This window comes from Bartonella sp. CM120XJJH (assembly GCF_042194715.1).
GTDB lineage: Bacteria > Pseudomonadota > Alphaproteobacteria > Rhizobiales > Rhizobiaceae > Bartonella.
In genome coordinates this window covers 51490-75796 of record NZ_JBHINE010000003.1, presented here as the reverse complement: position 1 = coordinate 75796, position 24307 = coordinate 51490, and the positions used below count along the sequence as shown (strand labels likewise).

16 protein-coding genes are annotated in these 24307 nt (G+C 35.6%); 5 read left to right on the top strand and 11 right to left on the bottom strand.

Going from position 1 to position 24307, the window contains the following annotated elements:
* Position 1: 1 nt before the first annotated feature.
* The 4 genes from ACFIKU_RS02160 to ACFIKU_RS02145 form a co-directional block, all read right to left on the bottom strand.
* Entirely contained in the window at positions 2-436 is a 435-nt protein-coding gene (locus ACFIKU_RS02160; protein ID WP_375656596.1) for an AtpZ/AtpI family protein, read from the bottom strand.
* 986 nt (positions 437-1422) lie between these two features.
* Positions 1423-2847: a ribosome biogenesis GTPase Der gene (gene der / locus ACFIKU_RS02155; RefSeq protein WP_375656545.1), complete on the bottom strand. Its 1425-nt coding sequence runs from the start codon at positions 2845-2847 to the stop codon at positions 1423-1425.
* A gap of 4 nt (positions 2848-2851) precedes the next feature.
* Complete coding sequence (locus tag ACFIKU_RS02150; RefSeq protein ID WP_375641936.1) at positions 2852-3523, bottom strand: tetratricopeptide repeat protein; 672 nt, start codon at positions 3521-3523, stop codon at positions 2852-2854.
* Positions 3524-4099: 576 nt separating this feature from the next.
* A complete protein-coding gene (locus ACFIKU_RS02145; RefSeq protein ID WP_375656544.1) occupies positions 4100-5872 on the bottom strand; it encodes an SLC13 family permease in 1773 nt (590 codons plus the stop codon).
* A 350-nt stretch (positions 5873-6222) separates the two neighbouring features.
* Between ACFIKU_RS02145 and ACFIKU_RS02140 the strand changes: the two genes are divergently transcribed.
* Together ACFIKU_RS02140 and nhaA are read left to right on the top strand one after the other, a co-directional pair.
* Positions 6223-7929 carry a hypothetical protein gene (locus tag ACFIKU_RS02140; RefSeq protein WP_375656543.1) on the top strand — a complete coding sequence of 569 codons (1707 nt, stop codon included), beginning with the start codon at positions 6223-6225 and terminating at the stop codon, positions 7927-7929.
* A 146-nt stretch (positions 7930-8075) separates the two neighbouring features.
* Entirely contained in the window at positions 8076-9434 is a 1359-nt protein-coding gene (nhaA, locus tag ACFIKU_RS02135; RefSeq protein WP_375656542.1) for a Na+/H+ antiporter NhaA, read from the top strand.
* Between the two features lie 3360 nt (positions 9435-12794).
* Here nhaA and ACFIKU_RS02130 read toward each other — a convergent pair.
* Complete coding sequence (locus tag ACFIKU_RS02130; protein WP_375656541.1) at positions 12795-14051, bottom strand: aspartate kinase; 1257 nt, start codon at positions 14049-14051, stop codon at positions 12795-12797.
* 189 nt (positions 14052-14240) lie between these two features.
* Here ACFIKU_RS02130 and ubiG point away from each other — a divergent pair, with 189 nt between their 5' ends.
* Positions 14241-14984 (top strand): bifunctional 2-polyprenyl-6-hydroxyphenol methylase/3-demethylubiquinol 3-O-methyltransferase UbiG, encoded by a 744-nt coding sequence (gene ubiG / locus ACFIKU_RS02125; RefSeq protein WP_375656540.1) that lies wholly within the window; start codon positions 14241-14243, stop codon positions 14982-14984.
* 20 nt (positions 14985-15004) lie between these two features.
* Here the strand turns inward: ubiG and grxC are convergent, their stop codons facing one another.
* Both grxC and ACFIKU_RS02115 read right to left on the bottom strand, forming a co-directional pair.
* Entirely contained in the window at positions 15005-15259 is a 255-nt protein-coding gene (gene grxC, locus ACFIKU_RS02120; protein ID WP_375631011.1) for a glutaredoxin 3, read from the bottom strand.
* Between the two features lie 46 nt (positions 15260-15305).
* Positions 15306-16091: a ComF family protein gene (locus ACFIKU_RS02115; protein ID WP_375656539.1), complete on the bottom strand. Its 786-nt coding sequence runs from the start codon at positions 16089-16091 to the stop codon at positions 15306-15308.
* Between the two features lie 196 nt (positions 16092-16287).
* On the opposite strand from ACFIKU_RS02115, the gene ACFIKU_RS02110 reads away from it, so the two are divergent.
* Positions 16288-17172 (top strand): methyltransferase, encoded by an 885-nt coding sequence (locus tag ACFIKU_RS02110; RefSeq protein WP_375656538.1) that lies wholly within the window; start codon positions 16288-16290, stop codon positions 17170-17172.
* Between the two features lie 2 nt (positions 17173-17174).
* Here the strand turns inward: ACFIKU_RS02110 and ACFIKU_RS02105 are convergent, their stop codons facing one another.
* The 3 genes from ACFIKU_RS02105 to ACFIKU_RS02095 all read right to left on the bottom strand — a co-directional run bounded on the left by ACFIKU_RS02105 (position 17175) and on the right by ACFIKU_RS02095 (position 21546).
* The gene (locus ACFIKU_RS02105; RefSeq protein ID WP_375641928.1) at positions 17175-18530 is read right to left on the bottom strand and encodes an L-cystine transporter; all 1356 of its coding nucleotides are present in this window, start codon (positions 18528-18530) and stop codon (positions 17175-17177) included.
* Positions 18531-19360: 830 nt separating this feature from the next.
* Entirely contained in the window at positions 19361-20734 is a 1374-nt protein-coding gene (locus ACFIKU_RS02100) for a glutamate--cysteine ligase (protein WP_375641927.1), read from the bottom strand.
* Between the two features lie 68 nt (positions 20735-20802).
* Positions 20803-21546, bottom strand: coding sequence for a 16S rRNA (uracil(1498)-N(3))-methyltransferase (locus ACFIKU_RS02095; RefSeq protein WP_375641926.1), 744 nt, complete (start codon positions 21544-21546; stop codon positions 20803-20805).
* A 232-nt stretch (positions 21547-21778) separates the two neighbouring features.
* Here ACFIKU_RS02095 and ACFIKU_RS02090 point away from each other — a divergent pair, with 232 nt between their 5' ends.
* Entirely contained in the window at positions 21779-21922 is a 144-nt protein-coding gene (locus ACFIKU_RS02090) for a hypothetical protein (protein WP_012754785.1), read from the top strand.
* A 312-nt stretch (positions 21923-22234) separates the two neighbouring features.
* Here ACFIKU_RS02090 and ACFIKU_RS02085 read toward each other — a convergent pair whose 3' ends face one another.
* Positions 22235-24115 (bottom strand): AsmA family protein, encoded by a 1881-nt coding sequence (locus ACFIKU_RS02085; RefSeq protein ID WP_375656537.1) that lies wholly within the window; start codon positions 24113-24115, stop codon positions 22235-22237.
* Between the last annotated feature and the right edge of the window lie 192 nt (positions 24116-24307).

The window sequence follows — 24307 nt, the reverse complement described above, 5'->3', positions numbered from 1 at the left end:
CTCATTTATCGGACCTCTTATTGGTCCCTTTATCTTGTTTATCTTGGCGCAATACGCCTTTTTTTCCTAATTGACTGGAGGAAACATACCCCACAGACCGAAGAATACTCACTATACCAGCAGCAAATCCAAAGAAGAGAAAAAATACCAATCCCCAAGGATACGAACCTGCTAACTTGTCAAACCCCAACCCCAAAACAATACCAACTATAACACTCGCTAGAAACTCACTAGAAAGCTTAATTGCATCTGCCATCCTTCCTTGCGATTTTTCCCGCTTATTCTTATTCTCTCGCTTCTTTAACGCCTGCTTGCGCACTAAAGCTAAGCTTAAGTTCCTACTACGACATTCAAAATCCTCTGAATGAAGACAGTCTCCTTGCTTTTCCTCTTCAGCCTCCTTACGGCTTATAACGGGTTTCTCGCCCATCGCCATCATTGGCTCCTTAATTAAAAAGAAAAGCAAGAATGCATCTCATAAAACCGTGTGCATCATATTGTTCTCAAATTTATTCGTCAAGATACTAAAAGAAATCTATCACAAATTATCATATAAATTTTATTACAGAAATAACGTATTTTTCAATTTACATACTCTCTTAAAAAGATATTCTGAGAACCTAAACCGATTTCACGACAGCACCCGTGAATGTATAACGAAAAGTTTCCGTATAATATAAAACTCATAGAACAACATTTTTACGCTTAACAAAAGGTGTAAACTGATACCATCTTATTTTCCAGCTCCCAATGCTATATCAATCCTAGCTTTGAAAGAGAACATAGAAAGCTAAAAAACAGTGTGAGAGCGTTGGTTTTCTTCTTTTATTCAAATAAACTTGCACTTTTTATTTTATGAAAATAATAATAATTAATGGTTTCTATATGATCCTGTTCGCAAAGTATCTTATATATGCCATTACAGGCCCCATCACTCAATAAACTTGAGGATATTAAGAGAGCTTTCTTTAAATATGAGATATTAATAAATCTAAAATTTCAAATAGATCAAGCCAATAGAACACAATAAAATTTAAATACGATCGCCATAACACTTTATACAATTTTAATCCACTTTTGTGAATTTCGCCCTTTACAATTGAATATCAGTAGATTCAGCAAATATTTTTGCTTTTTATTTAGACAAACTATTGTAAGCAAAAGCGCTTACATAACCTTTATTTTTATGAAACGATAATTTAATGCTTCTTTTCAAACGAGCATCATCATTATATTCCCCTACCCTCATATTGCATCTATTCTTGCATTTAAGTAACCCATTAAGAGGATTATGTACTCTTTCTTAAATACTCCCTATCAAACTCTTCTTATAACATGCAAATAAATGATCTTTATCAAAATGAGAGAGCTCTATTCAATAACGCTCATAGTAAATGATTATCAATAAAATTTAAAAAGTTATCATTTCTTCTTGGAACGTGTCGCAAAAGGATTATCAGAAGCTCGCAATGATATGCGAAGGGGTATACCAGACATATCAAATGTTTCACGTACCCCATTGACAAGATAGCGCAAATACGACTGTGGCATACTTTTGGGGCGCGAGCAAGAAATCATAAATCCAGGCGGACGTGTCTTAACCTGTGTGATGTATTTAACCTTAAGTCGACGGCCAGAAACCGCAGGAGGCGGATGATGTGCCACAACAGTTCCAAGCCATTGGTTCAATTTAGCCGTTGAAATGCGACGATTCCACACACGGTGCATCATCATGACATTTTCCATCAATTTATCAATTCCTTGACCATATTGTCCTGATAAAGGAACAGCTCTCAAACCACGAACTTGAGGAAGAAATCGCGCACATTTTTCATGCAAATCAATCAATGTGATCTGACTGTTTTCAATAAGGTCCCACTTATTGAAAGCAATAATGGGAACACGCCCTTCACGAATCACAAGATCAGCAATTTGTAAATCCTGCTTTTCAAAAGGTATCGTTGCATCAAAAACAATGACTACCACTTCTGCAAAACGAATAGCACGCAAAGTATCTGCAACAGATAGTTTTTCTAATTTTTCTTGAACTTTTGATTTTCGACGTAAACCTGCAGTATCAAAAAGTTTAATATGACGACCACGCCATTCCCAATCTACAGAAATAGAATCACGCGTGAGTCCTGCCTCTGGTCCTGTTAACAAGCGCTCTTGTTTCAACATACTATTGATAAGGGTGGATTTTCCTGTATTGGGACGCCCCGCAATTGCAATCCTAATGGGTTTACTTTCATCATAAATAAGCTCCTCTTCCGCCAAATCGTTTACATCATCACCAACAGATGCAGGCTGTATCGTAATATCTTCTTCTTTATTGTTGCCCAAAGCATGCTCTGACCCAACAGCATCTATAATTGCATCACGCAGATCACTAAGTCCCAAACCATGTTCAGCCGATATTGGGCAAGGCTCCCCCAAACCTAATGACCACGCCTCATACTCTCCTCCTGTTGCCGCTCTTGACTCAGATTTATTGGCAACAAGCACAATTGGCTTTCCTGATTTACGAACCAATGAAGCAAAATTTAAATCACTTGGTGTTATTCCGCTCTTTGCATCAAATACAAATAAAATAAGATCAGCTTCATCAATCGCAGCTTTTGTATGAGAACGCATACGCCCCTCAAGTGTATAATCACCTGCTTCTTCCAGCCCAGCCGTATCAATCACATCAAAACGTAGATCTTGAAGTTTTGCCGCATGAATACGCCGATCACGTGTTACACCAGGCTTATCATCAACCAAAGCCAATTTTTGCCCAACCAAACGATTAAATAATGTTGACTTCCCAACATTGGGACGACCAACGATAGCAATGGTAAGGCTCATCAATTTATTCCCTATTTGCCTTGCCCTCAGCTTGTATAAGCTCAAGCATCATTCGAGCCCGATCTGTTATTTTTGAACCCAAAGCACCTTCTTCAGAAATTTTCTTAAAATAATAAACCGCCTCATCCATTTTATCCGCCTTATAAGCAGCTAAACCTAAAGCCTCTCTTGCAGACATGCGCATAGGATCGGTATCACTTGTCATATCTTTGATGCGCTTTTCAACATCAGCTAATGTCCCTGTATCAACCAGAATATAAGCCGCCCGAATTTTTGCAACTTTCTGCAAAATCTGCGGTGCTTTCTTATCCGCTGCAACAGAATCAAAGATCTCCACTGACTTAATCATATCACCTTTCTCCATGAGTAAAGAAGCCTCACGTAAACGAGCAAGAAAAGGATATCCCCCAAAATGAGAGGTTTTAACAGTTTCTAATTGCTTTATCGCTTTATCAAAATGACGTGTATCCGCAAAATCAAGACTTTTTACAAATGCATCACCAATATAACCAGCTTTCTTTATTTGCTGATGATGGTAAATTTGATAAGCAATTATCATGAATATAAAAAGAATAACTGCTCCAATAATTGAGAAACCATACCGTCTCCAAAAAGCAAGCGCCTTTTCCTGACGAAATTCTGCATTCACTTCAGCAATAAAACTATCATACGACATATATCATACCTTGAAAAAAGTTACTTTATCTGTGCTTTTACGCATAAATGGACCAAGATGGTAGTCCTAATTAACTAAAAATCTTTAAATTTCTCGTTTATTTATTTTAAATCAACATGTAGCCAAATCAATCGGATTTTTGCAACAGTCTTAGTCGAAAATGATGTAAACGCCCTGTTTGTTCACATTACAGCTTTTACATATATTGTCTTGAGTCTTATAAAAATTCACTGTTTTAATATTTATCATGATTGCCTATCATCTCAAGCGGATTTTCTCCCCATTATATAGAGAGATAATCTTTTTAAATCTTCAACGCAATTTTTGGCTGTATTGGATGATAGAATTATAATTCTTGAAAAAACCTTGAACAAAAAGTAAATATCCCACGAATATCTACTAAAATCAAATAGATCAATTTTTATCTGTATCAAAAATACCGAAGCGCCATGATAAAGTAGGGTATAATTCCAAATCTTCAGTTAAAGCTCTTTATACAAAGTGTATCCCTTCAACTTATCTTCATACGATTAACAACCTTTTGTAATTGATCCTTAAAGTTTTTTTTAAAATATCCTATTGTAAAGGCCAAACCCACATAAGCATTGGAACAGCAATAATAACAATCAACACCGCCAATGGAGCACCCAAACGTGGATAATCACTAAAACGATATCCTCCTGGCGCCATCACGAGCATATTACTTTGATGTCCAATAGGTGTAAGAAACTCACAGCCTGCACCAATTGCAACTGCCATCAAAAAAGCTTCGGGCTTATAATGAAGGGAATGAGCAAAACTTGACGCAATTGGTGCTACCATCATCACTGTTGCTGCATTATTCAAAAATGGCGTGACCAACATAGCTGTCACCAACATAAGCGCTAAGGCACCCGATGGCGGAAAAAATATTGCCAATTGGCTTAGCCATTGGCCAATGAGATCCGTACATCCTGTTTTCTCTAACGCTTCACTCACTGGAATAAGAGCCGCTAATAGTACTAATATTGGGCCATCTAATGCCTGATACAGATCACGCGCGGGCAAAACGCGAAAGATAACCATTGCAGCAGCAGCAGAAAAGAAAGAAAAAGCAACTGGAACAATATGAAAAGCTGTAAAAATAATTGCTATAAATAAAACAGCTAAAGAGATGAAACCATGTCGTAAATTTCCAAACACAATATTTCGTTTTGCTAGGGGCAAGCATTTCAATTCTCTTAATAAATTTGGAATAACTGCATCCTGTCCTTGCAAAACAATCACATCGCCAAGATGAAAAATAATATCATCAAGTCTTCCCCGTACCCTTTCATGTTGACGACTTAACGCAAGCAAATTTACATTATAGCGATCAAATAGAGAAAACTCTTTCGCACTAATACCGATAAGAGGTGAATTATGGGTAATGACTGCTTCAATAATATCAATGTCACTGTCCTTATCACCTGCAGCAATAGTTCGCCCCTTAGAAAACTCTAAACGAGCAGAATTCATCACGCTATCTAACCCTGTATGCGACCCTTCCAGCAAAATAATATCATTTTCAGACAAAACAAAATCTGGTAATGGTGAAATAGATACTTTGTTTCGGATGATTTGAATCACCATAACGTCACCACTTGATGGCTTAACCAAATCAACAATATTTTTCCCTATAATCGGTGAATTTATTGGAATATGTACTTCTGCAACATAATTACGAATATCAATGGCATCATCAAATGATGCACCTGAACGCACACGCACAGGCAAAAGCCAATAAAAACAGACCAAATATACAACACCAGCCGTCGCAATAACCGCACCAACTGGTGTAAAATCAAACATAGTAAAAGGTGTTCCTGCTAAACGTTCTTGCATCGCTGAAATAACAACATTGGGAGATGTTCCTATCTGTGTCATAAGCCCCCCCAACAAAGAACCAAAGGCCATGGGCATCAAAAAGACAGAAGGAGAAACCTGAGAACGACGTGCAAACTGAAAAGCTATCGGAAGCATAATAGCCAAAGCACCAATGTTTTTAACAAACATTGATAATACGACAACAGAAAGAACTAAAAAAGCTAATTGAAGACGCACAGATTTTACATCTGGCCATATCCGTTGAATAATAAACTCCATTATACCAGAGCGCGATACGGCCGTACTGACAACAAACACACTCCCCACGATAATAACAATATCATTACTAAAACCGCTAAAAGCTTCCTTCGGACTGACAAGACCAAGAGCACAAGCTATTAATAACGTACAAATAGCAACAAGATCATAACGAAATCGATCCCAAATAAAAACAGCCATCATGAGACCAATGATCGAAAACGCTATTATTTGATTTTCTGTCATAACACTCACCTCTCCCCATTAAACTATAATGTACAAAAACATATCTTTTATGTTTTAAATATTCCTATAAACAGCAGCAAGATAAAAGCAGGCATCGAAATATTTTAGGATAATTTTAAAATGATAAAAAATTATGATGCGCATAAACTCACCTCTTCTTATTATGCGTACTTTTCTATAAAGTGCTGAACTCAAAGAAAATTGATAAAAGTTGATAAAGCTATATTGCAAAAAAGATGAGAATAACTCTAATATAAGGAGTAGATAATTGTTGAAACTGGTACACGCTATATTTAAACCTTTGTCGTTAAAAGAATTTATCTTCACTCTCAATTCAAAGAGTGATAAAAATGAAAGAAGGAAGAATGGTTAATCTTAATAGTGGGTATCAAAGTAACCTCAGATATTGGCTCACTTGCATTATTGGATTTGTTGCTATCTTGGCAATTATAATTGTTGGTGGATTTTATATCGCGAAACCCTATCTTGACAGTTTTGTAAAACAAGAAATAGCCCGTCGTGGCATAAAAGCCGGAACATCTGAGGTGAGCATTCTAGGTAAAGTCAATTTGAAGAATGTGACATTACCCGTCCCAGCTGGTACATCACTTAAAATTGGAGCCATTTCTGCCCGTCCTCCTCTTTCCTTTATTCCCGGAACTTTTACATTTTATAATGTTGATTTAAAGCATAATAATATTCATGTGCAAATTCCTCAAATCTCTCTCCGGAGTGTATCCTTAAAAGAAAAAGACAGAACGATAACATCACGTCTTTTACAATCAATGATGCGCATTGAGTTTTCCTCAATTATTGCTCCCAATATACAACTTTCTATAAAAAATAAAAATAACCGAATAGAAACGCTTGAAGTCAAGAATTTCCAGCTTTCTGATTTTAAAAATGGACATATCCGTTCAGTTAGTATTAAAAATATGGATCTTAAAACAGTTGCAGTAAACAGTGCCAAACAGATGCAGCTTATGGCTAAAAGTGATACAATAAAAGCCCATGATATTGACATTAACTATGCCTATTCTATCATTTTTGGAAAAAACAACGCTCTCAACCAAGATAAAACCGTTACTGGCCCCATTTCTCTGAATAATGTAAGTATCGATGTGTTTGAAGAAGCAGGGAAAAGCAGTTCTTTCTTCCTCGGACAGTTTAAAACATCTGGTTTAAAAATGAAGCCACTTGAACAAACTCCTGAAAAATTAATCAAAGCTTATCTTAACGCAAGAAAAGAAAACAATAAAGTCTCTGAAAAAATAGCACAAAATGGTCTCCTTCTAAACATACTGCTCGCCATTACCTCAGCTGATGCCAAAGTTGATAATGTCACCGTTGATATACCACAGTTGAAAGCAACACTCGAATCATTCCAATTCAAACCAAGCTTGTGGAAACAACCTATTCCTAAAAAGCTTTTTCTTTCTCTCAATAACCTTTCCGTTTTACCTAAAAAAATGAATGAAAAAGACTTAGAGTTCTTCAAAAATCTGAACTTTGAGCGCTTTGACATTTCAGGAAAAATTGATATTTCTTACGATGAAAAGAAACATATGCTCTTTCTTGATACAATGTCTTTCAATATGAAAAACGTTGGATCTGGGAACATATCGGCTAAGGTTATTGATGTTGACGAAAAGCTTTTTTCTGGTCAGCAAAATGTAATGATTGCTGCGTCTCAAGACCTTGGCATCAATGAAATTGATATACAATATACGGATGCAGGTTTCATTGATAAGCTTTTTTCTTATCTTGCGCAAAATCTTAATGACAGCCAACATGATCTTAAAAAGGAACTCTATGACGATTTCTATCTAATGATGACGCAGACCCCAAAAATGCTGCTGAAAAATCATGACGAAGCAGAAAAAATTTCAAAATCCTTAGGGGAATTTGCTAAAAATCCACAAACATTGATTGTTAAAATTAAAGCAAAAGATAATAAAGGGCTCACAATGGTTGATCTCGAATCTGCTTTACAAAATGATCTATCCAAGGCTTTAAACAAAGTACATCTCACTATTAAAAATGAAGCATCACCTTAAACATTTTGTGCTTTAAACATGATGATCTTGTCTATAAATTAAGAACTTTATTCCTCTTTTTTCTTTTATATGATACAGAAGGTATCATATAAAGTCATTTATACAGAGAATATAGAATCTAAAATTGTCGATGCTTGGAGTTGTTCATGTCTGATTTATCTTCAAATCGCCTGCCTAATCGCGCTTCTCGTGTCACCAATCAAGCGCTTTCTGCGATCGAGCGTTTTCTCCATATTGAAGCTCTTAGTGGTATTGTTCTTTTATTAGCTGCTGCTGCTGCACTTATTTTTGCTAATTCTAAATATGCTGCTTTTTATGAATCTTTTTGGCATACACCTCTTGGCTTTAATTTGGGTCATTTCACTCTTTCATGGGATTTACATTTCTGGGTTAATGATGCCCTTATGACTATTTTCTTTCTCGTCGCAGGAATGGAAATTCGACGCGAAATTCATGAAGGTGCTCTTGCCGATTTTAGACAAGCAATCTTACCAATTGTTGCCGCAATAGGGGGCGTTTGTGTTCCTGCAATTATTTACTTTATCTTCAATTTTAACGAGGGACATATACGTGGTTGGGCTGTGCCAACAGCAACAGATATTGCCTTTGCTCTAGGTATTCTTGCTCTTCTTGGAAAAAAAATTCCTTCTAATCTTCATATTATTCTTCTATCATTAGCGATTATTGACGATATTATCGCTGTTCTTATTATTGCTTTTTTCTATTCAACAAACATTGATCCTAGCGGTTTAATGATTGCAGGAGCAGGTATTACTTTGGTGCTATTTTTTCAGTGGATCGGGCTTGCATCAGCATGGCTTTACATTTTACCTGGTACAATCATCTGGTGGGGTTTAATGGTAACAGGTGTTCACCCATCACTTGCTGGTGTAATCTTAGGAATGATGACTCCCGTTCTTCCTACCCGTACTCTTGTAGCGCCACTCACCATGCTCAGTAACGCTATGCAAATTCTTCAAGAAAAAAATACAAAAACAGATCTGCATCATATTTCAACCGCATTGAAAAAAATGCGCAAAGGACAACGGGCCATGATTGCTCCAGTAACACGCGTTCAAAAAGCGTTGCATCCATGGGTTGCATACGGTATTATGCCGATCTTTGCCTTCGCAAATGCAGGAGTAAGTTTTGCAAACTTTGATCTTTCTTCTGACAAATCATTCTTGATTGTTCTGGGGGTTATCATTGGTCTGTTCGTTGGTAAGCCTCTTGGTATTATCACAGCCAGTTATATAGCCGTAAAATCAGGGCTATGCCGCCTACCCCCTCATATGACATGGACAGGCGTTTTACTCATTGGTTTTTTAGCTGGAATTGGCTTTACGATGTCTATCTTTGTTTCAATGCTTGCTTTTAAAGATATTGTTCTGCTTGATGCGGCAAAAATTGGGGTCCTTTGTGGCTCTGGCTTATCTGCTCTTATCGGTCTGGGATATGGATTTATTTATATTAAGCGCAATAAAGGAATTTCTCATAATTCCTAACAAACTAACTGAAAATATATTTTTATGCAGAACTTTTAAAAATGATTTTTCTTATTTATTGGGTTCGGACAATATTTAATGTAAAATCCGTTGTCTCGCCTCATCTTTACACTTATGAAGGAGAAACCTAACATCATCATACTATTTATGAGCCTCTTATGTCGCACCAACCTTTGACATTTAATAAGATTCATAAAAAATATTTTTATTCCTTTCTTCAATAATCTTTTACTCATACACCTGCTCCACTTGTGATGTGCATAGGAATGACTTTAATTGTTTCAATATAAAAGGCTTCATAGTTTTAGAGAAGCTTCCTTTCGTTCAGATTATTATTTATTATAAAGAAAAATTAATTATTATAAATCAACATATTATGTTTAATTATAAGAAAAAGATACGAATAAGCGAAATTCAATAATCAGTTAAGTAATTCCATGGTTTATTTTTTCCCAATAAACCACTCTCCTCGTTACTGATTTTATTGCCGGTATTCTAAACAACTTTAATTTTTATCTTCTTAAAAGGCACATTATTTTTTGGTGAAACTATTTGATTTATAATGAGAATTTATCACTATAAATCTTGAATGGAGTCCAAATATCGTAAGATTTTCTCATTTCAAATCTGTACATGATGCATCAATCAAAACTATTCGCTTACACGTCACAAGCAGAGGAGGAGTATGGAGTAAAATTATTTGAAGAAAAAAATAAGAATGCTTCATCAAATCAATACAAGAGCTGTTCAACACGAAAACTAAAAATAAAATGATGACGACCAACTGACAGCTTTGATCTAAGTAAGGGAGATGGTCCCCAATAAATTTTACGTTACACCATCCACAGGCACCGTAATAGGCTTGGAGAGAGATATTTCTTCAAAACAAATGCGTAAATTGGCAATATAATAGCGTTTTGTTTTACGTGAAAGGCATATACGATTTAAATAACGCAATAAACAAAAACGTGAATCAATGTGTAATATCCATTATTTAAAAGATATTGCTGTCAATCCCTTTGAAAGTCGTACAGCAGAATTAAAAGGAAGTTGTAAAATGGAAGCTGGTTTTCACTTCTATGGCTTCATATTCTCCCCCAATTAGGTTTTATCTCCATTTCAGAAATTACCCCAACAGGTATACGCAACATCCTTGTTCTTATCTGTATACAAAAAAACAGGAGTTACTTGTAAGCCCCTTATCCGTTTCAATATATATCGTCAAACATGCATCTGCGCTAACATTAGATATTGATACAGGTAACAAAAAACAAAAAATTTATTTGAAATAACAACGTCATAAAATCACTACTAGATTGACAATGGAGTAGAAAATATTTTCGTTTTTTATCATCGACACATCGCTTGTCTCACTCCATGAAAGAATTAAACTTGAGGTATGCTTCCATAGAAGGCACCCTAGTTTACATAATTAACTCGCGGGAAAAAAGAAAACCCTAGTCATTTAGACTATTCTAAAACACATGATCGGTGGAAAAATAGAGCATATATATATATCGTTTCTCTCCACTTTTCCCGCTCTTATTTGATATTTATTTTCTTTTTGTTTAAAGAGCTCGCTGTATATTTTTGATGCCATAAAATACTCTTTACAGATAATTTAAAAAGCAACACTTCTGAGACTTTCGAATTATACAATGGCACATTAAATACAATAAGAGTACAGTAATATTGTCATTAAAATTTTTATATATTAATCAAGTAAAATTAACACACATTGTATAAAAATAAATTATAGAGAAAATTTAATAAGCTACCTCATATTTAAAAATCTTATTCTATCAGCTGTAATCTTCAGTGGAATATTTGCTGCTGGTTGTGAACATAGTACCACACAGGTACAGATACTAAAAGTTGTAAATCAAAGACATATGCATATCACAAAAGCTCTTTGCAAATAAAAAAATCGTAAAATATCTAAAAACTATAGGCTATACTACTCAAGATTCTTTTTTCATTGCGCATAATTCTGAATTGTTCAAGAAGCAAATTAATAGTAGGCAATCTAATACAACCAGTGATGGCAGAGAACTTCTAAACGCCCCTTATCTACTGGGTGCTCAAGCGTATTATCTTATCCTTGGTGGGGAAGCGTATAATGAAATGGTATAGCATATTTACATATTCAACATGAAATAATTAAGCGATAAAAAATAGACAAGAACAAACTAAAAACTACAAAAGACTATAGAAAATAATATTTATAAAAATATCTTTATTGGGAATAAGTGCATTAATTATCGCACTTTGATAACATATATTATATTCACATGGAACATTCCCATTCGAATGCATTATTCTATAAGAGAATACTTTCGCATTCATATACTGAATAAAAACAAATTGTGGGAAAAAATATTTAATGAAATTAGAATAATAAAAATGGCTATATTTCTTACAAGAAGAATTTACTTACAAAGGCCACCATTTGAAAAATATGTAAACATGATAAGAAACTAGCACGACATACTACACAAACGAAAGAAGTATCTCATGCGTCATTGGCAGTATGACACAGAAAATACTTGTAATAGAGTAGTTAAGGAAAGAAAGTTAACTTAAAGAACATATGGAGGCATCGAAAACTCTGAAAATCTTAATCATAATTCAAAAAAAGATAAATCGACATGAGAAAAAATTTAAGTGATGAAATCATAAGCAACACGCTATAACATTATCATTAATTTTGATCTATAATTACATGATTTTATGAAAAGTTCTTCTGAAGAGCTATAAGCCGTAAACGCATAAGATATAGTAATTCTATAACTTATAGCGCAACATCAATATTGTCTATAGAGATGTATTTTTATTGCCTCATAATCCAGAAAAAAATAAATTTACAAGATATACATAAAGCCATAAACGACCATTTGAGACAAGCTAAACATCTCTAGAAAATACATCATCAATTCTATTTTTGGTAATTCCATCACTAATTCAATGAGCTCCAATTTCTCTAAGATTTATAATATTAAATCTGTATTCACGAGGCTGTCCCTCATGTCACATGCATCTTTTGAATAAACGCAGTGCGTTGCTCCTTATTCTATTAAGGCCTTATATCGTAAAGACTTCTCCATCCCTCTCTATGGGCTCTAAAACGTTTGTAGACAGCATATTTTATATCCCTTCTTAAACAGTTTTTTACCCAAACATCTTTCTTCTTGTAATGTATAAGCGACCGTTTTTAAATTCATCATGAATACGTTAAAAATGAGAGAGTTTTGCTGTATTAAATATTCTATTTAAGTCAAAAATATAAATTGTCCTTAACAAAAATTACTAATATATATTAAAGCTTTATGTTATTGAAACTTTGTTGAAACTAAAAAATACTTATTCCTTATCAAGGGCATAAACAGCATGTAATGTTCTAACTGCAAGTTCAGTGTAAGCACTATCAATCAAAATAGAAATTTTAATTTCTGAGGTCGTAATTGCTTGAATGTTAATACCCTTTTCAGCCAAAGCCTTAAATGCTGTAGCAGCAACACCTGCATGGCTACGCATTCCAATACCAATCACAGATACCTTGGCAAGATCGCCTTCAAATTGGAGAACATCAAATCCAATTTCTTTGCGATTCTTCTCAAGAAGTGTAACGGCTTTTTCCACATCTGATGATGGTACAGTAAACGTCATATCAGTTTTTGAGCCATCTTCAGAAATATTTTGCACAATCATATCAACATTAATGCGTTCTTCAGCCAAGGGACCAAAAATTGCTGCCGAAATCCCTGGACGATCGGCAAGCCGACGAAGGGAAATTTGCGCTTCATCCTTAGCGAAAGCAATACCAGTAACATTTTGTTGTTCCACGATTTCATCCTCATCGCAAATAAGTGTTCCAGAAGAATTCATTGGATCCTCCATGCCTAATGCATCAGGATCCTCAAAACTTGAACGCACAAAGGTACGAACCTTATGAACCATTGCCAATTCAACAGAACGAACCTGTAAAACCTTTGCACCAAGAGAAGCCATTTCTAGCATTTCTTCAAAAGCTACTTTTGGTAAACGACGCGCTTTCGGCTCTATACGTGGATCCGTTGTATAAACACCATCCACATCCGTATAAATATCACAGCGATCAGCTTGTACAGCAGCGGCTATAGCAACAGCACTTGTATCTGATCCCCCACGCCCTAAGGTAGAAATCCGGTTATCCGGAGCTATCCCCTGAAAACCAGCAATAACGGCAACCTGACCTTCCTGGAAACACTCGATTAAAAAAGAGCCATCAATATTAGTAATACGTGCACGGCCATGCGCATTGTCTGTATGAATAGGAATTTGCCAACCAAGCCATGAACGTGCATTCACCCCCATCTCTTGAAGTGTCAAAGCCAACAAACCTGAAGTAACCTGTTCACCAGAAGCAACCACAACATCATATTCACGAGCATCTCTATGCATGGAGGAAGCATCACTTGTCCACTGAACAAGTTCATTTGTTTTACCAGCCATCGCAGATACGACAACGGCAACCTCATTACCTGCATCAACCTCTCTTTTGACATGCCGTGCAACATTATGAATACATTCAATGTTTGCTACAGATGTCCCACCAAATTTCATGACAATGCGCGCCATTAATAACACTCTTACCTTTACATCTCTTATCTCAAACGGTAATGAGAATTAGATGCTGTATCAACTAACCATTTTCTCGACATAGCGAATATCTATCATTTGTGCAAGTTTCATTATGATTATATTAATTTCTCTTGACTTTGTATAAAATCTACTTGACCTGATCATTTAAAATAAAAGGACGGCAACATGATCGATGAAACACAAACAACTATTGATCAAAGTGAAATTGATCATTTTTCACGTATTGCTACAGAATGGTGGAATCCACAAGGAAAATTTCGACCTCTTCACCAATTTAACCCAACGCGCCTTGCTTACATCAGAGAAAAAGTCTGTTTAGAGTTTAATCGTGATCCTTCTTCGCTTACGCCCTTTGACAATTTGAAAATTCTTGATATTGGCTGTGGAGGAGGCTTGTTATCTGAACCAATGGCACGTCTTGGCGCTATGGTCGTAGGCGTTGATGCTGCACAAACAAATATTGAAGTCGCAAAAACCCATGCAGCTCAAAATGACCTTTCCATTGACTACCGCACGACGACAGCAGAAGTACTTGCCAATGAAGGAGAAAAATTTGATATCATCCTTAATATGGAAGTTGTTGAACATGTCGCTGACGTTAATCTCTTCATAGCAGCTACAGCAAAAATGCTGAAACCACAAGGGTTGATGTTTGTCTCAACACTCAACCGCACATGGAAAGCATGGGGGCTTGCTATTGTAGGCGCTGAATATATTCTACGTTGGCTTCCTAAAGGAACCCATGATTATAAAAAATTCCTAAAACCTCTAGAACTTAAAAATTTCTTATCAAAAAACGCTCTGACTATCATTGATGAGATAGGTATTACTTATAACCCTTTAAACGACAGCTGGAATCGCTCAAAAGACATGGGCGTTAACTATCTCCTTCTCGCAAAACGGTCTTAAGGATATGTAATTTATAAATATTATATGCCTTGTAATAAAGAATTGAGCTTTCCCTCAGCCTCTAAAGCATAAAGATCATCACAACCGCCAACGTGATAATCACCTATAAAAATTTGTGGAAATGTATTACGTCCATTTGCACGCTGTACCATTTCTTGGCGAAGGGATGTGGAAGCATCAATATCTGTATACTTTACGCCTTTTTTATTAAGCAAATCACGTGCTTTTGTACAATAAGGACAGTTAGGGCGTGTATAAATTATTATCTCTTTCATAGTATTATCCTCTAATATTTTTAATAATGTTCACTTTAAATCCCTCTTACGAGGAGGGAAAAATAGAATCCTCTTTGAGAACACGCGAAAATGTTAGCACATCAACCTGCCGTGCACCTGCATCTTTTAATGCAGCAGCTGCTGCTGTAACTGTTGCACCCGTTGTAAATACATCATCAATCAGCAAAACAGAACATCCTTTGAGATATTTTTTAACCTTATGCGAAACCTTAAAAGCATTTTTTACGTTAAGTTTTCTCTCTCTTGAAGAAAGACTAACCTGTGGACGGGTATGCCGACAACGAACAAGCCAACTTGGTTTTAAAAGCTTTTTTTGTGATGCTGCAATATAACGTGCAAGCTCAGCAGATTGATTATAACGCCTCTCCCAAAAACGACGAAAATGCAATGGAATGGGAATAACAACATCACAATCATCAATAAGCTCGCGTCCAGAAAACATCATCCAATTGGCCATAAATGATGCCAATTCTATATGGTCACCATATTTTAAGCGCGTTACTAAAGTTCGTGCAAGCCCTTTATGAACAATGACTGAGCGAACACGTGAAAAAGGATGGGAATTACGAAGTGCTTCACCACTAAGAAAACCATCCCCCATATCACAAACAAAAGGAGTCCCCATAACAGGACAATAAGGTTTTGTGATAAATTGAAGGTCTTTCCAACATTCGGAGCAAATCGTACCATAAGTAGAAACATTTTGCTTACATCCAGGACAAATTGGTGGATAAAGCATCGTTTTCAAGCGTTCAACGAACTTACTTAGTATATCCCCACTATTTAACGCCGCTTCTCGAAAATATAACATTATAAATTTAGGCTTTTACAAGTTTCCCTCAGAACAAAAGTTCCTTTGTATTTCCTTAATTTATAATTTTAATTCCTTTAAAAACCCTTACCTTCTATAAATTTATTTTCTTTCATATTATAAACTTGACAGAACTTGTACAAATAATGAACCTTTCCAAAATATATTCTTTCATAGATCGAAAGTGTTCCATAATATGTCGCATCCTTTAATTTTTGATCATAACCACATTGAACAATTCCGCAAACGTGCCTTTCAAAAAGCAAAAAAAGGATATGACTTTTTACTCTCTCACATGGCGGAAGACCTCTATAAACGTCTTAACACTGTTGATCGCATCTTTACATTAGCTCTCGATTTACACAGCCATACAGACCTTGCTGCACAAACTTTAATGAAATCTGGAAAAGTTTGTTCCATAGAACGCATTGAGACCGATACGCTTTATCAAAGCCATGATAAAAAATTCCATTTACGTCATCGAGAGTTTCTTGATTTACCTCAAAGTTACTGTGACCTTATTGTTTCGCTTCTTTCATTACAATTGACCAATGATACCCCTGGTGTTCTAAGCCAGATAAAAAACACCCTTAAACCAGATGGCTTATTTCTTGCTGTTATGGCAGGAGCTGGTACATTAAGAGAATTGCGCGAAAGCCTGCTACAAGCTGAAAGTGAAATTTATGGTGGAGCAAGCCCTAGAATCTATCCTTTTGCCGACATTCGTGATGCAGGCGCTCTTTTACAGCGTGTTGGCTTTGCTCTGCCTGTAGCAGACGTTGAAGATATCACAATACGTTATAATACAATGTTTGACCTTATGCACGATCTTAGAGCTATGGGAATGCAAAATGCACTCATCAATCGTTCACGACGCCCTGTATCCAAACGTTTTTTTCTCCGCGCAGCTGAAATCTATGCACAACGATTTAGTGATCCTGATGGACGTATTCGTGCACATTTTTCTTTCATCTGGCTCTCTGGTTGGGCTCCTCATCCCAATCAACAAAAACCCCTACAACCTGGTTCAGCACACATATCTCTTACAGATGTTTTAAAGCCCCCAAAAAATATAACCTAAAATTATTTTTTAAAAATACTTTTATCTGTTGTCCGTAATATTTGACTGGTGACCGTTCCAGCTATCATTGAATCGCTCACGTTTAAAGCAGTACGTCCCATATCAATTAGCGGTTCAATAGAGATAAGTACAGCAACCAAAGTAACAGGAAGCCCCATAATTGGTAACACAATCAATGCAGCGAAAATAGCACCTCCCCCCACACCAGCAACACCTATAGAACTCAACGTTACAACACCAACAAGCGTAGCAATCCAAGTAGGATCAAGAGGATTAATACCCATAGATGGTGCAATCATGGTCGCAAGCATCGCTGGATAAAGACCAGCACAACCATTTTGTCCAATTGTTGCCCCAAAAGAAGCTGCAAAACTCGCAATGGATTGTGGTACACCTATCCACTGTGTTTGCGCTTCAATATTCAAAGGAATACTTGCAGCACTTGAACGACTGCTAAAAGCAAATGTTAAAACCGGTAAAACCTTTTTGAAAAAACGAAAGGGATTAACCCCAGAAATACCAAGCAATACACCATGAATTCCAAAAATTAAAATAATACCGACATAAGAAGCAATGATAAAAACCAGTAAATTTAAAATATCTGCAATACGCGATATTGCTCCTACTTTCGTCATAAGTGCAAAAATACCATAAGGTGTCAAAGCAATCACAATACGGACTAACCGCATAATCCAAGCTTGTGCCACTTGAATAAATAAAAGCGCTTTTTCTCCTTTTTCTGGCTCATCTTTCTTTAAAAGGAGAACCGATGCACCTAAAAATGACGCAAAAATAACAACACTGATAATTGATGTCCGTTTAGCTCCACTCAACTCAGCAAATGGATTTTTAGGAATCATAGACAAAATCATCTTTGGTATATTCATATCTCCAAGTTTAGAAATATGACCTTCAAGAAGAGCAGAAACATTTTGCCCTTCGTGCACCAAACCATCAGTTGTTAATCCAAAAAAATTAACCACAAGCACACCAACCAATGCTGAAAGAGCCGTTGTAAAAAGCAATATTGAAATTGTTATTATACTCATCTTTCCAACAGCATAAACAGAATGTAAATGAGCAACTGCTGAAACAATAGAGATAAAAACCAGTGGCATAACAATCATTTGCAACAGTAAAATATAGCCCTCACCAACAATGTTAAACCATTCAACGGATTTCAATAAAGTGCTTTCACCCTCTCCATAAACAAACTGCAAAACACTTCCAAAAATCAAGCCAAGGATAAGCCATAGCATAACACGTAGTGAAAGACTCCATTGCATTTTCTTACTTTGAGAAACCAACAATAAAAAAATAACAAATAGAAATAAATTGACGAAAAAATTAAATGTCATTGTCTATGCTCACTTACTATTTTTATGATTGATGTCAATAATCTGCATAATTCAAAATCAATGCATGATATTTAAAATTAACATAAAGCTTACAAGGCTTTTACAAAATCATTATTTTTTTAATTTATAGCTTAAAAGAGAATTTTTTATCTACTAATAATTGTTTAAAGAAAATAAATAAAATTATCGTCCTATTCTTTAAATTTTCACTCTCATAAAATAGTTGAAAAAGAGAAATATAAACAATATTCATAGCATCTTAATACTGAGTAATTCCAGCATATCTTACCCTATAAATGTCCGTACCACTCTCTTTTGCTATTTGAACTGAAGCGAGCTTTCCAAGCAAGGATGAATTAACAACCGAACATTCGTGATTTTTCTAGAAAATACACCAACAAGCTAATTTTGCTAATTTTATGGACTACACTCTCAACAGCTTTGATCAGCACTTCAAATATAATTATTTTATTGAAAATACCTTTTATACATTCTTTCTTTGCTCTCAATAAAATCTTTTTTATTTATTAATATTTAATGATGTAATTAACACATTAATTCTATACATTGTAATCTCTATTTCTATCTATTTACATAAAATATTTCTTTTTTATATAAAAATAAATTTGATTTATACATACATAGATCTGTGGGTATTTTTTCTACTGTCTTTTTAGCTTACTGATCGTATTGATATTGTGATTTTTGTATTGTATCTTTTATGAAAAATGTTAAAAGCAAGGTAAGATATGCTCCCTAGAGCAAATGAGTAAATGAGCCACCACGGTGATATGCATTTTTAAAAAGCAGGAAGTATCTTTTCTTCAAATTTAATAGGCACATTCTAAAAATAAAGGTTCTACAGACTCATTCCAAATAGAATAGTAATGAGACAAAAATTTTTCAGCATCTGTTTGTTCGATTGCAACAACCTCTTCTAAAGGATTAAGAAAATTTGTTTCATCAAAACCATTCGTATCATACTGTTTGCGATTTTTTAAGCCTTTGCGTGCAATAGCAAGAGCTTGTCGCGCTAACTCTAAAAGAATAGTTTGACGAAAAGGAGTTCTTAACCCTTCTTTAGGAACGCGTTGGCGCAACTCTAAAACTTCTTCAAAACACCAATCTTTTGTCAAAGCCTCTGCCTCATTAAGTGCTTCCCTATCATAAAGAAGCCCAACCCAAAAAGCCGACAACGCACAAATGCGCTTCCAAGAACCGCAATCAGCTCCTCTCATTTCTAAAAATCTTTTTAAGCGGACTTCAGGAAATAACGTTGATAAGTGATTAATCCAATCTCCCATGTTTGGAATTGAATTTGCAACTTGTCCTTTTAATGCCCCATTCATAAACTGACGAAACGTTATATGTGTACAATTATAATAACGACCATCACGAACAACAAAATACATTGGAACATCAAGGGCCCATTCAACATAATCAGCAAAACCAAAACGCTCAGAAAATATAAAGGGAAGAACGCCTGTCCTCTGATTATCCGTATTACGCCAAATTTCAGAACGCCACGACAAAAAGCCATTTGGGCGCCCTTCTGTAAAAGGTGAACTTGCAAATAATGCTGTTGCAATGGACTGTAATTTCATGGATACTTGCATTTTTCGCCGCATATCACTTTCAGATGAAAAATCAAGATTAACCTGAACTGTTGATGTGCGATACATCATATTAAGACCATTATGCCCCACTTTAGGCATATAATCAGTCATAATCTGATAACGTGATTTAGGCATTCGCGGCGTTTCAGCTAAAGTCCACTTTGGACTAGCTCCAATACCTAAGAAACCAATACCCAATGGTTCTGCAATTTTTTTGAGAAGAGTTAAATGCTCCATCAACTCGTAATATGTATGGCCTACTGATTTTAATGGTGCACCAGATAGTTCAAATTGTCCCCCAGGTTCCAAAGAAATGGCTCCCTGATCAACTGATCCTACGAGCCCAATAATATTCTCTTCATCTAAAATAGGTTTCCATCCTAAGGCGCTTTGCATCCTCTCTAAAAGCGCTCGAATTCCCCTCTCTCCTTCATAAGGAACAGGGTGAAAACCATCTCTATAAAACGGAAATTTTTCATGTTCTGTACCAATACGCCAATCATCTTCTACTTTATACCCCTCTTGGAAATAGCTAACCAAGGAATCTAAGTTATAAATTTCACTTTCATCAGTTATATCAAGCGCCATAACTTATCGTATCCTATCATTGGTATCATCATCTTAAATGAATTGTTTAGAATGATTTTACAGATTTCTCAATCCATTACCCAATCCCCCACAGTAGCATTAAGCAGAGCCAAAGCAGCAACAGCGGCAGTGTCAGCGCGTAAAATACGCGGACCTAATGATATTGGAACCACAAAAGGATGTTTTTTTAAAAAGCTCCGCTCTTCTTCACTAAAGCCACCTTCCGGTCCAATAAGAATACCAGGTGTTGTAACGTCACGCTTTTTAAAAGAAGGTAATGGATTATGCAATTCGTGCGCTTCATCACAAAAGAATAAAGGCTGCGTCTCATCCCAACATGCCAAAAGCTCTGCTAATGATAGAGCAGACACGCATTCAGGCAGGGATAAAATGCCACACTGCTCAGAAGCTTCAATAACATTGGCTTCCATACGCGCCATATTGATACGCGTAACCTGCGTATGATGCGTTATAACAGGCTGCAAAATCGATACCCCCATTTCAACAGCTTTCTGCACCATATAATCCAACCGCGCGTTTTTGAGTGGAGCAAAGCAATAAATAAGATTGGAATGCTTCGTTTGTAATCTTTCTTGATGGATAAGCTGAACCACAACAAATTTTTTTTTAACAACAATAAGTTTAGCAAGCCACTCACCATCCTGTCCATTAAAAAGTAAAATTTCTGCTCCTTCTTTCATACGCAAAACATGCACAAGATAAGAAGCGTGTGCCCCCTCTATCTTTATTTCTTCATTCAAAGCCAATGTCTGTCGGATAAATAATCTTTTAAGTTTATAATTTATACGCATAAAAATTTTGCCAATGCTCGCTATCGTCATCGAGAAAATGAAAAATATATAGCAAAAAGAAAAAATTATATCTATAGAACTATAATATATTAAAGAATTATAGAGTTTTTTTAGCTTTATGAGATAATAATAGGAACTTATAGATCCTTAAGTGATTCTACTTTCATAAAAGTTTAAATAATGCACCATTCATCTTTGCATTCAGTCATTGATGCATCCGTGGAGGAAAAATATGTCTGCTAAAAAAGCTACAATTATTACGATTACAACCCTCTTAGCCTTTATTTTGATTACAGTGGGAATTGGTTCTGTTGGAGCAGACGGGAAGCATACAATTACCAAAGATGGCTATGGTATTTCTTCTGGGATTCAATAAGCACTAACCGACATCTCCATTAAAATTTTAATGTTTTTTAGCAACTTTTATAAGATTTGCATCAATATTATGAATCTCTTGTATTTGAAAGATTCCATAAGAGGGATTTTTATTCCTCTCTTCAGTCATTTATCTATACCAACCACACTTATAACGGAGAGGACGGTTTTTACTGCTTCATCACAAACGGATTTAAAATGAGAGAATCTTCCGATAATGAGAACTCTGATTTAAATTTAAAAGACAATTTTAAGTTGTAAAAATACGAATTACTATTATAGGATAGAATATTATATAGATGAAAAACAATACTCAATCTGCATCAATGTCTTTTGTGACCCAAAAATTACCATGATTCTGTCCTTTAGAGCTTAGAGAAAATGTAAAAGGCCATGCAAGGCTATTAGCAAGACATTGGACATCTTTACATAAAGTTTCTGATCTATAGTTTTTGCGTAGTTGTGCCTGTAATATCAATTCATTCTGCTTCTCTTGCGCAATAGCAGTTGCAGCGGTTCCTTGAATAGATAAGCTTAAGTCTGCTGTACGCATTAATGACTCTGTCACTTTCATCATACCTTCTGAAAAGCTTGTCTGAATATCCCAGTGATCAAATGTTGTTGAAAAAGTATCATTCTTCATCAAAAGAAATTGTTGTTTATTTAAAAGTCTTGTTTGTAATTCATTCAAATCATACCCTAAGAGCCGACCAGAAGACATCTTCAGTGTTAATTCACCCTGCATTTTCGTAAAAATTTCTCGCCAAGAATCAGCAAGTGTTTGTACCGTTGCAGTAAAATTCGTTTTGCTTTGTATAAATGGAATAAATCCCAAGGTTTCGAAAGTCTCCCGCATATCAATAGAAGCACCTGAAATATTTCCTCCAATACGCACTTTCTGTCCAGCTGACGTAAACTCAATATTACTTTGCACGGATCCACCAAAAATATTCGCATGTCCAAGATCAAAAATACCATGCCCATTTCTTATTTGTATTGCAGCAGCTAAATTTGTGAGTGAAATATTTCTTATTTTGGCTTGTGGCGCAGAAAGTCGTATATCCACGCCAATACGATCAAAAATTGTCATATCAAAGAAGGCATTTTTCTTTTTATCTGAAAAAAACATCGAACCCAAGAGGTTAAAGTCTAGGTTATCAAAGGCTAAAGAGCCCATGACATTTGGTACATAATCTTGAAAATCGAGTTTTAAAGCTCCTCGCGCGTTGGCTTTCCCCATCGTAAATGTAACATTGTTCATTTGGATATGCATTGGCTGCGCTAAAAAATGAGATTCCCATACAATGGGTATTTTTAATTTATGTCCCCAAAACTGATTTCCACCAACCCAAGACAATGTCTGATTCCATCCAGGAGAACGCATCGATACTTTTCCGTCAAAAATATAATATTCAGATAACCGAGCCTTCCCTGTAAAAGTTATTCCCCCACGTACAGAATTGAGACTTGCCCTAATATGACTTTTGCCTCCTGCAAGAAGCAACAATGCTTGAGAAGCATCAATTGATAACTTTGTAAATTCTCCGCGCCAACGCGCATCTGCACGTAACCGTACTTCCTCAGTCGATACCGGCCAATCTAAAGTCGCATTTAATCCAGTTATTTTTTCTGCCACTCCTGAAAAACTATCGTGATACACAAGAACACCATTTTTAATGACAATCCGCCCAAAAGGTTGTTTGAAAAGATGCTCTATCTCTGGGTGTTCAGGATTATGTTTTAATATTTCACGCGTATTGCGTATTGCCAACCCTAATGCACCTTGTGAGCGAGAAAACCGATCAAAAAAATCTGCTATTGTTTTAACAGGCTTTTCCATAACAAATTGAGGACGCATAATCCGCGTCTCTGAAAAAGAAATATGTCCCCAAAGAAGATCGACGACAGAAAGATCAACTTCTATTGATTCAGCTTCCATTAATGGCGCAACATCATCCATTTTTGATGTTAAAGTAACGCCAGAAAGAAATGCTTTAGGATAAGGAAAAAGATGTAACCGCGGTGGATCACGCAATTGCACATTGTAACCCGTCCATGCACTTAAATCCTGCGCTAAACGAATACGAATCGCATCTGTAGAAATAAGATAAGGTAAAACGAGAATCCCCACTCCAAATAAAAAGATAATTGTAATAAAAACTCCGCTCAAAAATTTTATTATTCTGATGCGCACAATATCCCTCTATACTTATCCCCATATAACAGATTAAAAATAAACTTAAATGATCATAAAAAGTTTTTATAACCCTATAATTCACTATATCCACTTTGTATCTTCATTATTTTTGTTCTTTATCCAAAATTTATTCAAACAGCAATGTTGCTGCTTCTTTATAAAGCAATTATTTAAAAGTCTTCAAAACTA

Coding starts and splice junctions, on each gene's coding strand:
- ACFIKU_RS02160 (WP_375656596.1), bottom strand. CDS start 436: ATGGCGATGGGCGAGAAACCCGTTATAAGCCGTAAGGAGGCTGAAGAG.
- der (WP_375656545.1), bottom strand. CDS start 2,847: ATGAGCCTTACCATTGCTATCGTTGGTCGTCCCAATGTTGGGAAGTCA.
- ACFIKU_RS02150 (WP_375641936.1), bottom strand. CDS start 3,523: ATGTCGTATGATAGTTTTATTGCTGAAGTGAATGCAGAATTTCGTCAG.
- ACFIKU_RS02145 (WP_375656544.1), bottom strand. CDS start 5,872: ATGACAGAAAATCAAATAATAGCGTTTTCGATCATTGGTCTCATGATG.
- ACFIKU_RS02140 (WP_375656543.1), top strand. CDS start 6,223: ATGAAAGAAGGAAGAATGGTTAATCTTAATAGTGGGTATCAAAGTAAC.
- nhaA (WP_375656542.1), top strand. CDS start 8,076: ATGTCTGATTTATCTTCAAATCGCCTGCCTAATCGCGCTTCTCGTGTC.
- ACFIKU_RS02130 (WP_375656541.1), bottom strand. CDS start 14,051: ATGGCGCGCATTGTCATGAAATTTGGTGGGACATCTGTAGCAAACATT.
- ubiG (WP_375656540.1), top strand. CDS start 14,241: ATGATCGATGAAACACAAACAACTATTGATCAAAGTGAAATTGATCAT.
- grxC (WP_375631011.1), bottom strand. CDS start 15,259: ATGAAAGAGATAATAATTTATACACGCCCTAACTGTCCTTATTGTACA.
- ACFIKU_RS02115 (WP_375656539.1), bottom strand. CDS start 16,091: ATGTTATATTTTCGAGAAGCGGCGTTAAATAGTGGGGATATACTAAGT.
- ACFIKU_RS02110 (WP_375656538.1), top strand. CDS start 16,288: ATGTCGCATCCTTTAATTTTTGATCATAACCACATTGAACAATTCCGC.
- ACFIKU_RS02105 (WP_375641928.1), bottom strand. CDS start 18,530: ATGACATTTAATTTTTTCGTCAATTTATTTCTATTTGTTATTTTTTTA.
- ACFIKU_RS02100 (WP_375641927.1), bottom strand. CDS start 20,734: ATGGCGCTTGATATAACTGATGAAAGTGAAATTTATAACTTAGATTCC.
- ACFIKU_RS02095 (WP_375641926.1), bottom strand. CDS start 21,546: ATGCGTATAAATTATAAACTTAAAAGATTATTTATCCGACAGACATTG.
- ACFIKU_RS02090 (WP_012754785.1), top strand. CDS start 21,779: ATGTCTGCTAAAAAAGCTACAATTATTACGATTACAACCCTCTTAGCC.